The organism is Bdellovibrio bacteriovorus (assembly GCF_001592755.1).
Lineage (GTDB): Bacteria > Bdellovibrionota > Bdellovibrionia > Bdellovibrionales > Bdellovibrionaceae > Bdellovibrio > Bdellovibrio bacteriovorus_E.
Genome location: NZ_LUKF01000006.1, coordinates 19441 through 34031, shown reverse-complemented (window position 1 = coordinate 34031; position 14591 = coordinate 19441). Strand labels below are relative to the sequence as shown.

The window sequence follows — 14591 nt, the reverse complement described above, 5'->3', positions numbered from 1 at the left end:
TATGTTTTGGAAATTACTTTCATATCCTCGCTCCATTTTAGCCCTTATTTATTTTCCGATTCACACGATGTTGTGTTCCATTTCGTTGATTATTGTGAATCTGACGATGAAAAATCGTCCCTTAGAAGATCGTATTGTCGAAATTTGGACTCGCGGCGCTTGCCGTATGTTTGGTGTCGAAGTCATCGTAAAAGGTCGAGAGAATCAACCTCCGGGCGGATTTATTTACGTTTTCAATCACACCAGCTTCTTTGATATTTTCGCTATGAATGGATACTTGGGAAGTTTCCGTTTCGGCGCGAAGATTGAACTTTTCCGCATTCCTGTTTTTGGTCCAGCCATGCGCCGAGCAGGGATTCTGCCGATTGCCCGCGACCGCCGCGAGGAAGTTTTCAAGGTTTATAAAGAAGCTGAAACTCGTATCAAAGCGGGCGAGCGTTTCGCCTTAGCTCCCGAAGGAACAAGACAGGTGACAGAAAGACTGGGCTCTTTCAAGTCCGGTCCTTTTATCTTTGCGATCAATGCAAAATCTCCGATTGTGCCTGTTGTGGTTAAAGGGGCTGCCGCCATTCTTCCTAAAGGCCATATTGTGCCGAATTGGGGTGTGTGGAAGCGCACGGTGACATTGTATGTGTTGCCTCCAGTGGATGCGACTCAATATGCTTTAGAGTCACGTCCTCAGTTGCAAGAAAAGGTTCGTCATATGATGCAGCCTTATTTCCCAGAGGCTCAAGCGTAACGTATTCGCGAGGTTTCCATGAAAAGCTTCGAAGAATTTTGGCCGTTTTATTTGCGCGAACATTCCGATCCGCGCAATCGTCGTTTACATTTTGTAGGCACACTTTTGGTTCACGCCATCTTGATTTATGCCTTCGTCACAAAGGCCTGGATGATTCTGTGGCTTTTACCCGTGATCGGCTATGGCTTTGCCTGGATAGGTCACTTTATCGTCGAAAAGAATCGACCTGCGACCTTCACGCATCCCCTGTGGTCCTTGCGGGGCGATTTTAAAATGTTTTATTTGATGTGCGCTGGAAAACTCTGGAAGTAAATTAGTTCTTAACAACATCCCAATGAAGATTTCCGATAGAGCTGCGAAGTTTTACTTTGCTGCTTCCCGTATCGACATAGATTTGAACTTTTGAGTTAGGTAAAGCTTCGATCTGCGTCAGGCGCAAGATTTTTGGATTGCGGTGATAAGCGGCTTCGATGGCTTCGGCAATATTGTCCCAGCGAATGAAAGGCTCAAAGCTTTTTCCTTGATTCGTGCTTTTGAAGGCACCCACAAACCAGGTCCCATCAGGGTGAATACTGACGGGATAAGTTTGTTTTCCAAATTGCGGAATCAGTGTCCAGGTAAGGCCGTCTTCAGTTCTATAAACGCCCTCTGATGATACTAAACCACGCACAGAGTTCTTATTTTCAAACGCGATAGAATAAATTTCTCTTTTCATCAAAGTGTCGGTGGAAACCGTGGTCTCTGAAACGCTTTCTTTTTCTTCGACCAGAAGGTTTTTTCTTTTCCACCAAACTTCACCATGGCCATCAAGCTTGCTGACGCCCCAGATGTGGGCTTCTGGCTTAAGAATTTCTACGCGCGCGCGAAGGGGAGGACCGTAAGAAGAAGATTCAGGGCGAATCACAACGCCGCGATGACTGTTGGTTACGTATCCCAAAATTTCTTTCAAGGGAACGGTTTCGCGTTTTTGTGTGATCAGAACATCATTGTTACGATAAAGGGCCGCCATCCAGTTTTTCTTTGGATGATAAGCTAGATTCGCGTAATCCGCGCGAGACACAAAATGAGTCACGTCCACGTAACCGATGTTTTCAGCATATTGAATTTTTAAAAAGTTCTTTGTGATCTCTAAAGGAATAATTCTTTGCAGACGGGGAAGAGTCGTAATCACGCGGCCTTGAGAGGTCGCCTCTTTGCGCAGATAGGTGTCGATGATGTTCACATAAACGCCGACATCGTCATGCCGAGCCTGCAAAAGATGCAGTGGCAGATACCCTTGAGTGCCGGTGGATCTTTCTTTCACGCGCGCCCAATAATCGTCCGTCGATAAAATCTCTAAAGCGGCTTTTGCGGGAAGAGTTTTCACCGCCGGCGCATCGCTGCGATCCACGCTCAAAAGAACCGCGACCGTCTTCGTATCGGCATAACGAGACACATGAATGTCGCGAAGAATTTGCGCTGCCTGCAGAACATATTCTTTTTTGTCCCAGGAGGTGCGGTAAGCGATTTCGGTCTCGGTTCGTAAAAGTTTATTATCTAGGGCGTTTCGACTCACCTGGCCAGAGGGAAAAAGGCTGTTTTTGCTGCGAAAAAAAGAGACAGCAGCACTTGCATCTGTCGCCAGAGCGGCCCACGAATTCGAGGAAAGAAAGAGAAACGCCAATGTCTTTGATACTACGGACCGCATCTCTCTATTTTGAGGCTTTAGGCTCTGCGCTCAAGACCAGAACTTTTGACCTCCAGACTAAAGTGAAGTACTGGTAAACAGTTCGATTTTCAACAGTATTTTAACGCGGAGTGGTAAATGAATATCAAATCGATCGGCGTCGTCGGCGCTGGGCAAATGGGTAACGGCATCGCACAAGTAGCGGCAAACTTTGGCTTCAACGTCATCATGATGGACGTCAACGGCGCTGCTTTGGAAAAAGGGATCGCCACGATCTCTGGTTCTTGTGACCGCATTATCAAAAAAGGCGGCATGAGCGAGGCGGACAAAGCGACATTGTTGGGTCGTATTAAAACTGCTCAAGAAGCTTCGGCTCTTAAAGACTGCGACATCGTGATTGAAGCGGCGACAGAGAACATCGATTTGAAATTGAAAATCTTTAAAGACCTAGGCGCAGCCGTGAAGCCAGAGGCTTTGCTTGTTTCTAATACATCTTCAATCTCTATTACAAAGATCGCGGCCGTGACGAAGCGTCCAACTCAAGTCGCGGGCATGCACTTTATGAATCCGGTTCCTTTGATGAAGCTTGTAGAAGGTATTCGTGGTCTGCAAACTTCCGACGAGACTTTCGCAACCGTAAAAGCTTTGGCAGAAAAAATGGATAAGGTTTTTGTTGAGTCGGTCAAAGACATGCCAGGTTTTATCGTGAACCGCATCTTGATGCCGATGATTAACGAAGCGGTTTACACTCTTCATGAAGGCATTGCTTCTGTTGAATCTATCGATTCCGCGATGAAGTTGGGAACAAACCAACCGATGGGTCCTTTGACTTTGGCAGACTTTATCGGTCTTGATACATGCCTTGCGATCATGAACGTGCTTCATGATGGTTTGGGAGATTCTAAATACCGTCCATGTCCATTGCTTGTGAAGTATGTTGAAGCAGGATGGTTGGGACGTAAAACAGGTCGTGGTTTCTACGACTATTCAGCGAAATAGGTTTTAAAAATGGGCAGTTTTACTTACAAGACAATTTTAGTTGAACAAAAACCAAACGGCGTTTGGGTGATGACGGTGAACCGTCCTGAAGCTCTCAACGCTTTGAACTCGATGGTGCTGAACGAGATGGGCGAAGCTCTTCGTCAAATCGGTGAAATGCACTACGAAGATGCGCGCGCTCTTATCATCACAGGCAGTGGCGAAAAAGCTTTCGTTGCTGGCGCGGATATCAAAGAGATCCACGAACTCGACGAAGAAAAAGCTTTAAGTTTTGCTCAACGTGGGCAAAGCATTTTCCATGAGCTGACTCTTTTGAAAATTCCAGTCATCGCAGCGGTGAACGGTTTTGCTTTGGGTGGCGGTTGTGAATTGGCTTTGGGCTGTGATTTCATCTATGCTTCTGAAAATGCAAAATTCGGTCTTCCCGAAGTGAGCTTGGGATTGATCCCAGGATTTGGCGGGACGGTTCGTATGGCTCGCGCTATCGGTCAACGTCGCGCACGTGAATTGACTTACACGGGGGGCATGATCACGGCCGCTGAAGCGCATACAATGGGTCTTGTGAATAAAGTCGTTCCGCAAGCAGAGCTTATGAACACTGTGATGAAAACAGTAGAAGCTATTTTAGCAAAAGCTCCGATTGCGGTGGGTTCTGCGAAAAAATCCATCAACCAAGCTTGGGACATGGATGTGGAAGAGGCGCAAAGAAATGAAGCGAAGATCTTTGCGGATCTTTTCGACTCTGAAGACGTGAAAGAGGGCACTTCCGCTTTCATTGAAAAACGTAAGGCGAACTTTAAAGGTCAATAGTCCAAATGGCATATACACTTAAGAATCCTATTCGTATCGTAACGGCCGCCGCACTTTTCGACGGCCATGACGCCAGCATCAATATCATGCGCCGTATTCTTCAAGATATGGGCGCTGAGGTTATTCACTTAGGTCACAACCGCTCGGTCAGTGATGTAGTGAAAGCCGTTTTGCAAGAAGGTGCTCAAGGGGTCTGCATCAGCTCTTATCAGGGCGGTCACATGGAGTACTTCAAGTACATGAAGGATCTTCTAGACGAAGCGGGCGCAGGTTACGTGCGTATTTACGGCGGTGGCGGCGGAGTGATCGTTCACGAAGAAAAACGTGAACTTGAAGCTTACGGAATCGCGCAAATCTTCCACCCGGAAGACGGTCGCAAACTGGGTCTTGAGGGAATGATTGAACAAGTCATTCGTGGCTGTGACTTTGATGTCTTAGAAAAACAAAAAGAATTTAAAACGAAAAAGAATATCTTTGCGGGCGACACCATTCCTTCTGTGGAATTGGGCGTGGCTTTAACGGCGATTGAAAACGGTCACAAAGATTATTCATTGGAAAACTTTGGCTTGCAGAATTTCAAAGCGAAAAATGGCGAGCCTTTAGTTTTAGGTATCACCGGGACAGGTGGCGCAGGTAAGTCTTCTTTGATCGACGAACTTGTGCAAAGATTCTTGAATGCCTATCCCAATAAAAAAATCGGTGTGGTCTGCGTAGACCCTTCGAAACGTAAAACGGGTGGCTCGTTGTTGGGTGACCGTATTCGTATGAACTCTTTGTCTCGCAACCACGTGTTCATGCGTTCTGTCGCTTCACGTGGGTCAGGTCGTGAGATTGCGTCTTCTTTGCCCGAGATTCTGAAATTCATCCGTCAATTAGACTTTGATTTCGTTATTGCTGAAACTTCAGGGATCGGTCAGGGAAATATGGCGATCACGGAAGTCAGTGATATGTCCATGTACGTGATGACCTCTGATTTCGGAGCGCAGTCGCAACTTGAAAAGATCGACATGATCGATTTTGCGGATTTGATCGCCGTAAATAAGGCCGACCGTCGCGGGGCTTTAGATGCTCTTCGTGATGTGACGAAACAATACAAACGCTCTCGCAAGATCTTTGATGAAAAAGTGCAAGTTCCTGTGTTTTTAACTCAGGCTTCACAATTTAACGACGGCGGCGTGAATAAATTATTCTTCCAACTTGCTGATCTTCTTGAAGCTCGTCAGGGAGCTAAATGGCAGGTGGATCCTAAATTCAAAGCCAATATTCTTTCCGCGGAAGAACACGTAATCATTCCAGCCGATCGCCAAAACTATTTGGCTGAGATCGTTGGAACGGTTCACAAGTATAAAAAGCGTACGGAAACATTGGCTGAAAAAGCTTCTCAGTTGGGGGGGCTTAAGAAAGTCGCTCCGCTTTTGGGAACAAGTCCTGAAACTGTAAAAAAAGTCGAAGCGGAGCTTTCTTCCGACTTCACTCAAGAAGAGATTGATCAACTGCAAGGTTACGAAAAGTTGATTGAAACTTACTCTGGCGACGAGTTGGTCTTTAAGGTTCGTGATAAAGAAATCCGCCAACCTTTGGTGCGGGAGTCATTGTCGGGCACGAAAATCCGTCGCGTGGTTGTTCCTAAGTTTAAAGACTGGGGCGATCGCTTCAGATATTTAAAACTTGAAAACGTTCCGGGAGAATTCCCTTACACAGCAGGTGTGTTCCAATTAAAACGCGCGGATGAAGATCCAAAGCGTATGTTCGCGGGCGAAGGAACTCCGGAAAGAACAAACCGTCGTTTCCATTACCTTACTAAAGGGGAGACGGCTCATCGTCTTTCGACGGCTTTTGACTCTGTGACCTTGTACGGACAAGATCCCGATCAGCGTCCTGATATCTTCGGTAAAGTCGGTGAGTCAGGTGTTAGCATCTGTACGTTGGCGGATATGAAAAAGCTTTATGCAGGCTTTGATCTTATCAATCCAAATACCTCCGTGAGTATGACCATCAACGGTCCAGCTCCTATGATTCTGGCTTTCTATTTCAATACGGCGATTGATCAACAGGTTGAAAAGAAAGAAAGCGAGCTAGGTCGTAAGCTGACTCCAGAAGAGTGGAGTGACGTCGCAAACTGGACTTTGCAACAAGTGCGCGGCACAGTTCAAGCCGACATCTTAAAAGAAGACCAGGGTCAGAATACTTGTATCTTCTCTATCAACTTCGCTTTGAAGATGATGGGCGATATTCAAGAGTACTTTGTAAATAGCAAAGTCAGAAATTTCTATTCCGTCAGTATTTCGGGTTACCACATTGCCGAAGCGGGTGCGAATCCAATTTCTCAGTTGGCGTTCACACTTTCAAACGGTTTCACTTTCGTTGAATACTATTTGGCTCGTGGTCTGAAAGTGGACGACTTTGCTCCGAACTTAAGTTTCTTCTTCAGTAACGGTCTAGATCCTGAGTATTCAGTCTTGGGACGTGTCGCCCGCCGTATCTGGGCGGTGGCGATGCGTGACCTTTACAAAGGAAACGATCGTTCACAAAAATTGAAGTACCACATTCAAACGTCAGGTCGCTCATTGCATGCGCAAGAAATCGACTTCAACGATATTCGTACGACGTTGCAGGCCTTGATTGCTCTTTACGACAACTGCAACAGCTTGCACACGAATGCGTATGACGAAGCTATTACGACACCAACAGAAGAATCTGTTCGTCGTGCGATGGCGATTCAGCTGATCATCAACCGTGAGTTCGGTATGACGAAGAACGAAAATCCAATGCAGGGTTCGTACTTCATTGAAGAACTCACAGACTTAGTTGAAGAAGCGGTCTTAAACGAATTCAAAAAGATCAACGAACGCGGCGGCGTTTTGGGCGCGATGGAAACTCAATACCAACGCTCGAAAATCCAAGAAGAGTCGCTATACTATGAAAGACTTAAACACGACGGCACTTTGCCAATCATTGGTGTGAACACATTCATCGATCCAAAAACAATGGCGGCTGACTACGTGCCACCAAAGATCGAACTAGCTCGTGCTTCGTACGAAGAGAAAAACGCGCAGCTAAACAATGTGCAGAAATACCAAAAAGACCATCAAACCGAAGGCGAACGCCAATTGCAGAACTTGAAAGACACAGTTCTGAACGGCGGCAACATCTTCGCAGCGTTGATGACTGCAGCAAGACACTGCAGTTTGTATCAAATGACTCAAGCCCTTTACGAAGTGGGCGGCCAATACAGAAGAAATCTGTAGGGGATTACGCATTCATTTTAATTGAAAAAGGCACCTCAAAAGGGTGCCTTTTTTTGTAGATGAGGCGTTTAGGAAGTCTCCAATTCCTCTAAGCTTGCCGTAACATAAGACTTCAGAGTTATCTTTTGACCAAAAGCCGCGCTATCAACAAAACAATCATCGCACCGACAACCGAAGCAAGAAATCCTGCTTCCTCGCCAACCTCATACCAACCCAGTGCACTTCCAATATAGGTTCCAACAACCGCCCCAATGATCCCCAGAATAGTAGTTAAGATGAACCCCATCTTATCCTTACCAGGCATCAAAAACCGCGCGATCAAACCCACAATAAATCCGATAACAATAGTGCCAATAATACCCATATCAAAAGCTCCTTAGTAAATGGCCTGCACAAACTTCATTTTCAAAAACAAAGCCCAGCGAATCACCAAAGATCAAAACCAAGTGTAAAAATGCAAAAGAAGGACAAGAAAATAAAACAGAATCTGCTTTTAAATAAGGCCACAGAAAATCTGAATCAAAAGTTGAATATGGTTAATTTGCGACGAAGTTATAGAGTCTATTCTTCAAAAGAAATATTCCCGTAGTCCAAAACACCCGATAGGATTTCACCACAGACTTACTTCCACCGTGGAAGTAAAACACCACTTCAAAAGGCTAAAAATTAAATTCAAAATTTCACTGCCACGGTGGCAGTAAGCACTTGCGTTAAGACAACAAGCTGAGCAGGAAGTCTGCTCTTCATATAAGAAGTTAAACAAACATTGAAGGTGTCGAAAGCGAAAGTCCAAAATTCTACCGCCACCGTGGCGGTAAGCGCATGCGTCAGGAATGTAGGCAATCAAGGATGATCATAGAGTACCTCCTGTGAAGGGAAGGGTACTTATGTTTAATGGCTTAAATTATGAATTAAAAAGAACGAGCAACGATTAAAGCTCTAAAGAATTAAATATCTAAATCTTAAAGACTGAAACTCCAATACCAAGACAAAAAATCAAGATAAGTAGATTAATAGCCACGAAAAAACCAAAAAACAGCCCAACTAAAAAACCAAACAAACAATCAACTAACCCACCTAACAAATAAAACAACCAGCGGCAGCCAGCCAAAAACTTTGAAATTCCCCTCTCAAAATCCGTGATCTTGTTCTCGAGCAAAGTTTGGGTTGGAGGAAGGTTTAGGGTGTGAAACCGAAGAGAGGCCTTTGCCGGCGCCACGATGGCGCGAACCGAGCCGCAGGCTCGGCGGCAACTGAGCCCGGACGGCGTGCCGACCGAAGCGTTTCACACCCTAAACCTCCCTCCAACCCAAACCCCCGCTCGAAGCTCAAAGCCCACGAATCAACAGAGAGGGGAAGGAAAAAAAACGGCCCTGCCTTGGGGAGCAGAGCCGAAACCAACAAACCCAGGAGGTCGCCGATTTTTATTTAAAATGTTTTATTCACAATAAACTGCACGCGATTTTTCAAGTACTGCGCACTCTCGCGACGAACCACAAGATCCATGTAAAGCTTCGTGCTCGAAGATGGATTTAGCCCGATCTCTTTCAGAGCAATACCCAAGCTGCCATCGGCACGTTGGATCGCATCGCGCGCGAAATTCTTTTCGCCCAGCCATTCAATCTTGCCGCTGGAAAGTTTTTTCCAAACCACAAGTTTATAAGTCGATTGAACTTCTTCGATATGAGGAGTGTTATCGCGAATCGCAACCACGCGATCTGCACCCGTGCCTTCGATACCGACGATCGCCACTTGTTTAGAGTCGCTCAAAAGACCGATCTCTTCGTCAGCAAGACCTTTCTTTTCGTATTCCGCTGTTTGTTCAAACTGAATCAAACCACCAGCGACATTCTGGCCTTGGCGTTCCACGCGAAGGGTGATCGTGTACTTACCTTCACGAGCTAGACCCGGAGTTGCGATCTCAACGGTTTTCGCCTCGGAATTTTCAAAACGATTTTCAAAAACCAAAGACTGGCTTTGTGAATCACGCACTTCAACTGCGTAAGTTGAAGTCAAACGCGAACCCGCCACTGTTTCTTGGAAAGAGATCTTTCCTTGACCTTTCGTAAACGCAAGTTTCAATCCTTTGACTGAAGTCGTACCCGCATTCTCAACAGACCACTTCGGTGCAACCGCAAGAACGAATACTTTTTCGCGTCCATCCTGACGAGTTTCTGCGACGGTGTAAGTAAAGAAATCTGATTTCACACTGACAGTAACCACCGGTGCGGTCTCTGTTCCTGAAAGAACAAACTTCACAGACTCCGTTTCGTTCGCCAAAAGCTCAGACCCAGCAGGGAAGATCACCGAAGCCGGCTGCGTGAACTGGTGGTCAAAGACATCTCTATAACGAGTCACGCAGCAACGTGTTTCTTCACGGTATTTTGTAACTGTGCGAGTGCGCTCTTCCTGGCGATATTTAGTCACTTTGCGTGTGCGAAGTTCCTTGCGGTACTTAGTGACTGTGCGTGTACGCTGTTCTTGACGATAACGAGTTTCTTCGCGGTAACGTGTTACAGGTCGAGTTTTACGAACACGTTCGTAGCCGCATTCACGGTCAGAATAAGGGACCTGACGGCACTGACGCAGGTCACGGCATTCGCGAGGACCATCTTCACACACTTTGCGTGTCTTACAGATCCGTTGTCCATGGGCATTCGTACCGCACTCTTCAACTTGACGGCAGACATTGCGACCTGGTTCGCAGACGCGTTCATTAGAACACTCTTCACGGTATTTTGTTACGTTACGACAAACATAATCATTGTCGTAATATTCTTCATAGTCCGTGTAAGCGACACGTTCTGTGTAAGGAACGTTTTCCCAATAGGTTTCTTGCTCATAATAAGGAACATCTTCGTAATAGGTTTCGGTCGTCTCGTAAGGGATGTCGACGTAGTAAGTTTCTTCCGCTTGATAGGGAACTTGTTCAGTATAAGTGTCTTGATAAGGTTCCGAGCGGGTGACATTCAAAGAAAGCTCTGAGCGAACAGTTTGTCCGCTAGTCGCAGTTCTTGTTACGACATCTTGTTTTTTCTCTTGGGGAGTCGTCGCAAACGATTGCGCACCCAAGAAAAGAGTCAGAATGACTCCGATAAGTGGTTTTGTAGACATGTTTTCTCCTCCAAAAGATACATCGGGGAGAAATTGCAAGGTCTAGGCCAAAAATTGTCGGTGGGAAAATGAGACCACCTAAAGTTGTTCAATAATTTTTTCTGCGATGCGTATACCATCACATGCGGCCGAAGTGATTCCGCCCGCATAGCCCGCACCTTCACCGGCAGGATACAAACCTTTGTGCGAAATACTCTCTAAGCTGTCATTGTCACGGGTTACACGAACAGGGCAACTCGTACGCGATTCAATACCATAAACTTGCGCGTCTTCAGTTAAGAAGCCCTTCATGCTGCCTTGGAATTTTTCAAAACCTTCGCGCAAACGATCCCGCATGTTTTTCGGAAGAAGTTCATCCAAACGAATATTAATGGCGCCCGAGGGTGAAGAGCCCGCACGCAAAGCGCGAGGACCTGTTTTAGAATTCGTTCCATACAAGAAGTCCATAAGATTCTGCGCCGGAAGTTCACGACTGCCACCCGCATCTAATACGGACTGATAAGCGCGTGTTTCTAAATCGCGACGCATCTTCATACCGCCAAAAACGTCTTTCCCAAAATTCTTTTCATGATCAATGCTGACCACAATCGCCGCATTCGCAAACGGAGAATTGCGGTTGTAGTTACTCATCCCGTTACAGACAATACCGTCCGCTTCGGTGCCTGACGAAAGCACATAGCCACCCGGGCACATGCAGAATGAATACACGCCGATTCCAGTTTTATCATTGTGATGAGCCAGTTTATAGTTCGCGGCACCTAATTTAGGATGCTCAGAAAACTGACGATACTGAATCTTGTTAATAGAAGCTTGAGAATGCTCTACACGAAGGCCCATCGCAAAGGACTTTCCATCCAAGTGCACACCAATATCACGCAAGTGATTGATCATGTCTTCTGCAGAGTGACCCGTAGCTAAAACCACGTGAGGAGATTTAAATTCAGTTCCATGCTCGGTGCGAACACCCACGACTTGCGAACCTTCCAGAAGGATCTCCGTCACTTGGGTATTGAAATGAATTTCGCAGCCATTGGCTTTTAAGAATTCACGCATTTTAGGAATCACACGACGAATGCGATCCGAACCTACGTGAGGATTTGAAAGCCACTGAATTTCTTCCGGAGCCCCAAACTTCACCAAACGATTCATCACGTAAGGAATGTGCGGAGACTTAATACGCGTGATCAATTTACCATCGGAATAAAGACCCGCACCGCCTTCACCAAAGCAAACGTTGTTGCGTGGATCTAATTTTCCGTAACGCCAGTATTGGTTGATACCTTTAATGCGCTCGCCACTGTCAGACCCGCGCTCAAAAAGCACGCAAGGAACGCCTCTTTCGACAAAGCGTAAAGCGGCAAAAAGACCCGCAGGCCCCGTACCGACAATCAGTGGTTTTTCTTTGGCGTTTGAGATTTTCTCTAACTCGAATTGAGGAATCTGAAGAGTTTCACCTTTTTCCGCGACTTCGATCGAATAGACAAAATGCGGAGAGTGAGAGCGTCTCGCATCAACACTTTGGCGAAGAATGCGATAAGGACCGTGGTCGGGCATCAACCATTGCAACTTTTCATCTAAATCAGCATCAATAGGGATTTCGATATTCTGGAATATCTTAGACACGGTTCTTGGCTCCTGGGGATGCTTGTTAAGCATCAAAAAGGTTTCAAGCATCCTAGCTGATAGCTCTTCAGGTGACAAATGGCTGTGAGTCAGATATAAATATTTTATGTCTGCAATTACAAGAGTTCTGCCAAAACGAGTTTTAAGCCGCTGGGTCGGTCATCTTATGCACTGGGAAGGCCCTGCGTGGCTTATGCACCTGAGTATCAGAACCTTTGCCCGTTTTTATAACATTAATTTGGAAGAGGCGGAGATGCCATACACCTCTTACAAATCCATCGGGGACTTCTTTGTTCGCCGCTTAAAGCCGAGCCTGCGCCCGGTCGGCTCGTCTTGGGCGGTTCATCCGGCTGACAGCCGTATCACTCAAGCCTATCCCATTGATGGCGGAACACTGATTCAGGCAAAAGGCCTTTCTTATAAGTTGGATGAATTCACCCAAGATCCTGAATGCCAGAAAAAATGGGCGGGAGGCTTTTTCCTGACTTACTATCTTTGCCCTACGGATTACCACCGCGTGCATTCTCCGGTTGATGGTGTGATCACGAACGTGCGTTACATGCCCGGCGAATTGTGGCCCGTGAATGAATGGAGTACGACAAATATTCCCAATCTTTTCTCGGTGAATGAGCGTGTGCTGGTTGAGATCGAAACAGATATGGGACCTGTGGGAGTTGTCTTTGTCGGCGCTACGAACGTCGGCCACATTGTATTGAGTTTTGATGATAAAGTGCGCGGAAACCAAAAGGGCCCGCATATCTTTACTCACAAAAACTACAGTCCTGAAATCCCGGTTCATAAAGGTTCTGAGTTGGGCATGTTCCGCATGGGCTCTACAGTGGTGATGTTGTATCCACCAAGTTTCCGTCAGAAGTTTGAAAAACATCTGGATACGGGACCTGCAGTGAAGGTCAACGCTCCGTTGATCGTTTAGCGACACACTGAAAAGTTGCGACATTCTTGGGAAGAGCGATCTAAAACCTCTTCCCGAGTCAAAAGCCTTTCGCGATTCTTAATATGATAATTCACGGTTTTTTCTAAGACGCCACGACGATACTGAAAGAAGTATGTTGTCGGAGTCAGATAGTTCCGTGCATCCCAGACCAGTCGTTCAAAGATATTTCCCGGATCTTTTTCCCAAGACATATAAGCAGGGAGCTGTCTTTTTCGCGAAAGCATGTGGGCCTGCCACTGAAACATCTTTTCTGGATCCCAGAAATCCAGCACGATGTGTTTTTCTGAAGGAAGTGCCCACGAGCGATCTATGCCACGCATATAGCCGATGGCGCCGATGCGGGCTTTTCGTTCTTGAGTCGAAAGAATTTCTAATGGAACGTAAAGGCGTCTTTTCCAGTACTCGTCAATTTCGACAGGAAATAAATCTAAAATTTGCAGAAAGCTCACGGCAAAGGCGGCGCAACCGGCACCTTCACCTTGCAAGGGGAGTGATCGCAATCCACCGTAAATGTGTTGTAAACCCAGATCTTCATACATCGAAAGATACCGCTCAGCCCGAGCGCACTGAGAGTCATTCAAAAGAACTTTCAAAGTGCGAACATAACCTTTCGATTTTAAAATCGGAAGCCACGAACGTATTTCTTGTTCAGTGTAAAAACGTCCTTTGACGTTAATCAAAAATGTATCCAGCGCTTTTCCTTCAATCAGAAAATCCCAAGCATAAGAAAAGTTGGACTTCTTTGAAGTCATGCCTCGATAAACCGAAGAATTCTTTCCGCACTGCAAGCGCACGTTCACGTGAGAGATTCCGTGAGGATAGGGATGATTTCCCACTTTGAATTTTAAATTCTTAAAAGTACTTCGGACTAAGCTTCCCGGAGTGGACCAGTTTAAAGGGGAGGGCGCGCGGTAAAAAATCAGCTCCAGCTCATTTCCAAAAGCTGGAAACGTCAGCAGCAAAGTTGTGACAAGAAAAACGCCCTTTAAAAATCCCCGCATGGGCCGAGTATTCTTGAGAGCGTCAGAGGGCGCCAGTCGTTCTGTTAAAGATCAGGCGCAGGTTGCAGGCTTTTAAGCAGGGTAAGAGCACTCCGTGAACGGAGTCTCTAGAATAGAAACACGCGTTAACATCGGCAGGGCAGGGAGCGCGCGGTCATAGACCCATTTTGCTAAAAGCTCCGACGTGGGATTTTCCAAGCCTTCGACTTCATTTAAAACGCGATGATCTATTTTTTCTAGCAGCGGCTTCATTTTGGCTTGAATGTCGTTATAGTCAATCACCCAGCCAATTTTGGGATCTAGATTTCCCACCAAAGTCAGAATGATTTTAAAGCTATGCCCATGCATCCGAGAGCAAGGGTGCTCTTTCGGTAAGTGCGGTAAGAAACGGGCGGATTCAATTTGAAAATGCTGCTTCAGTTCGAATTTCATGTTA

General features: G+C 46.2%; 12 protein-coding genes. 6 read left to right on the top strand and 6 right to left on the bottom strand.

The features are described from left to right. Position 1: 1 nt before the first annotated feature. Both AZI85_RS05530 and AZI85_RS05525 read left to right on the top strand, forming a co-directional pair. Positions 2 to 739 carry a lysophospholipid acyltransferase family protein gene (locus AZI85_RS05530; RefSeq protein ID WP_063243157.1) on the top strand — a complete coding sequence of 246 codons (738 nt, stop codon included), beginning with the start codon at positions 2 to 4 and terminating at the stop codon, positions 737 to 739. Between the two features lie 18 nt (positions 740 to 757). After that, complete coding sequence (locus AZI85_RS05525) at positions 758 to 1051, top strand: DUF962 domain-containing protein (RefSeq protein ID WP_063243156.1); 294 nt, start codon at positions 758 to 760, stop codon at positions 1049 to 1051. A gap of 1 nt (position 1052) precedes the next feature. On the opposite strand, the gene AZI85_RS05520 is transcribed toward AZI85_RS05525, so the two are convergent. Continuing rightward, complete coding sequence (locus tag AZI85_RS05520) at positions 1053 to 2426, bottom strand: hypothetical protein (RefSeq protein ID WP_253720857.1); 1374 nt, start codon at positions 2424 to 2426, stop codon at positions 1053 to 1055. A gap of 117 nt (positions 2427 to 2543) precedes the next feature. Here AZI85_RS05520 and AZI85_RS05515 point away from each other — a divergent pair, with 117 nt between their 5' ends. The 3 genes from AZI85_RS05515 to icmF are packed head-to-tail and all read left to right on the top strand — an operon-like array spanning position 2544 to position 7462. Beyond that, positions 2544 to 3404: a 3-hydroxybutyryl-CoA dehydrogenase gene (locus tag AZI85_RS05515; RefSeq protein ID WP_063243155.1), complete on the top strand. Its 861-nt coding sequence runs from the start codon at positions 2544 to 2546 to the stop codon at positions 3402 to 3404. Positions 3405 to 3413: 9 nt separating this feature from the next. After that, entirely contained in the window at positions 3414 to 4214 is an 801-nt protein-coding gene (locus AZI85_RS05510; RefSeq protein ID WP_063207642.1) for an enoyl-CoA hydratase/isomerase family protein, read from the top strand. A 5-nt stretch (positions 4215 to 4219) separates the two neighbouring features. Continuing rightward, positions 4220 to 7462 (top strand): fused isobutyryl-CoA mutase/GTPase IcmF, encoded by a 3243-nt coding sequence (gene icmF / locus AZI85_RS05505; RefSeq protein WP_063243154.1) that lies wholly within the window; start codon positions 4220 to 4222, stop codon positions 7460 to 7462. 118 nt (positions 7463 to 7580) lie between these two features. Here the strand turns inward: icmF and AZI85_RS05500 are convergent, their stop codons facing one another. The 3 genes from AZI85_RS05500 to AZI85_RS05485 form a co-directional block, all read right to left on the bottom strand. After that, positions 7581 to 7826 carry a GlsB/YeaQ/YmgE family stress response membrane protein gene (locus AZI85_RS05500; RefSeq protein WP_063243153.1) on the bottom strand — a complete coding sequence of 82 codons (246 nt, stop codon included), beginning with the start codon at positions 7824 to 7826 and terminating at the stop codon, positions 7581 to 7583. 1064 nt (positions 7827 to 8890) lie between these two features. Beyond that, positions 8891 to 10576, bottom strand: coding sequence for a hypothetical protein (locus AZI85_RS05490; protein ID WP_063243151.1), 1686 nt, complete (start codon positions 10574 to 10576; stop codon positions 8891 to 8893). Between the two features lie 78 nt (positions 10577 to 10654). After that, entirely contained in the window at positions 10655 to 12199 is a 1545-nt protein-coding gene (locus tag AZI85_RS05485; protein WP_063243220.1) for an NAD(P)/FAD-dependent oxidoreductase, read from the bottom strand. Between the two features lie 253 nt (positions 12200 to 12452). On the opposite strand from AZI85_RS05485, the gene asd reads away from it, so the two are divergent. Further along, a complete protein-coding gene (gene asd, locus AZI85_RS05480; protein ID WP_253720856.1) occupies positions 12453 to 13133 on the top strand; it encodes an archaetidylserine decarboxylase in 681 nt (226 codons plus the stop codon). Here asd and AZI85_RS05475 read toward each other — a convergent pair. Both AZI85_RS05475 and AZI85_RS05470 read right to left on the bottom strand, forming a co-directional pair. Further along, positions 13130 to 14155 (bottom strand): hypothetical protein, encoded by a 1026-nt coding sequence (locus AZI85_RS05475; protein ID WP_063243149.1) that lies wholly within the window; start codon positions 14153 to 14155, stop codon positions 13130 to 13132. The two genes, asd and AZI85_RS05475, sit on opposite strands and share 4 nt — an antisense overlap. 72 nt (positions 14156 to 14227) lie before the next feature. After that, positions 14228 to 14587 (bottom strand): 6-pyruvoyl trahydropterin synthase family protein, encoded by a 360-nt coding sequence (locus AZI85_RS05470; RefSeq protein ID WP_063243148.1) that lies wholly within the window; start codon positions 14585 to 14587, stop codon positions 14228 to 14230. Positions 14588 to 14591 lie beyond the last annotated feature (4 nt).

Bases quoted from the DNA above. Each gene is read 5' to 3' on its own strand.
- AZI85_RS05530 (WP_063243157.1), top strand. From the start codon at position 2: ATGTTTTGGAAATTACTTTCATATCCTCGCTCCATTTTAGCCCTTATT.
- AZI85_RS05490 (WP_063243151.1), bottom strand. From the start codon at position 10,576: ATGTCTACAAAACCACTTATCGGAGTCATTCTGACTCTTTTCTTGGGT.
- asd (WP_253720856.1), top strand. From the start codon at position 12,453: ATGCCATACACCTCTTACAAATCCATCGGGGACTTCTTTGTTCGCCGC.
- AZI85_RS05475 (WP_063243149.1), bottom strand. From the start codon at position 14,155: ATGCGGGGATTTTTAAAGGGCGTTTTTCTTGTCACAACTTTGCTGCTG.
- AZI85_RS05520 (WP_253720857.1), bottom strand. From the start codon at position 2,426: ATGCGGTCCGTAGTATCAAAGACATTGGCGTTTCTCTTTCTTTCCTCG.
- AZI85_RS05525 (WP_063243156.1), top strand. From the start codon at position 758: ATGAAAAGCTTCGAAGAATTTTGGCCGTTTTATTTGCGCGAACATTCC.
- icmF (WP_063243154.1), top strand. From the start codon at position 4,220: ATGGCATATACACTTAAGAATCCTATTCGTATCGTAACGGCCGCCGCA.
- AZI85_RS05500 (WP_063243153.1), bottom strand. From the start codon at position 7,826: ATGGGTATTATTGGCACTATTGTTATCGGATTTATTGTGGGTTTGATC.
- AZI85_RS05470 (WP_063243148.1), bottom strand. From the start codon at position 14,587: ATGAAATTCGAACTGAAGCAGCATTTTCAAATTGAATCCGCCCGTTTC.
- AZI85_RS05515 (WP_063243155.1), top strand. From the start codon at position 2,544: ATGAATATCAAATCGATCGGCGTCGTCGGCGCTGGGCAAATGGGTAAC.
- AZI85_RS05510 (WP_063207642.1), top strand. From the start codon at position 3,414: ATGGGCAGTTTTACTTACAAGACAATTTTAGTTGAACAAAAACCAAAC.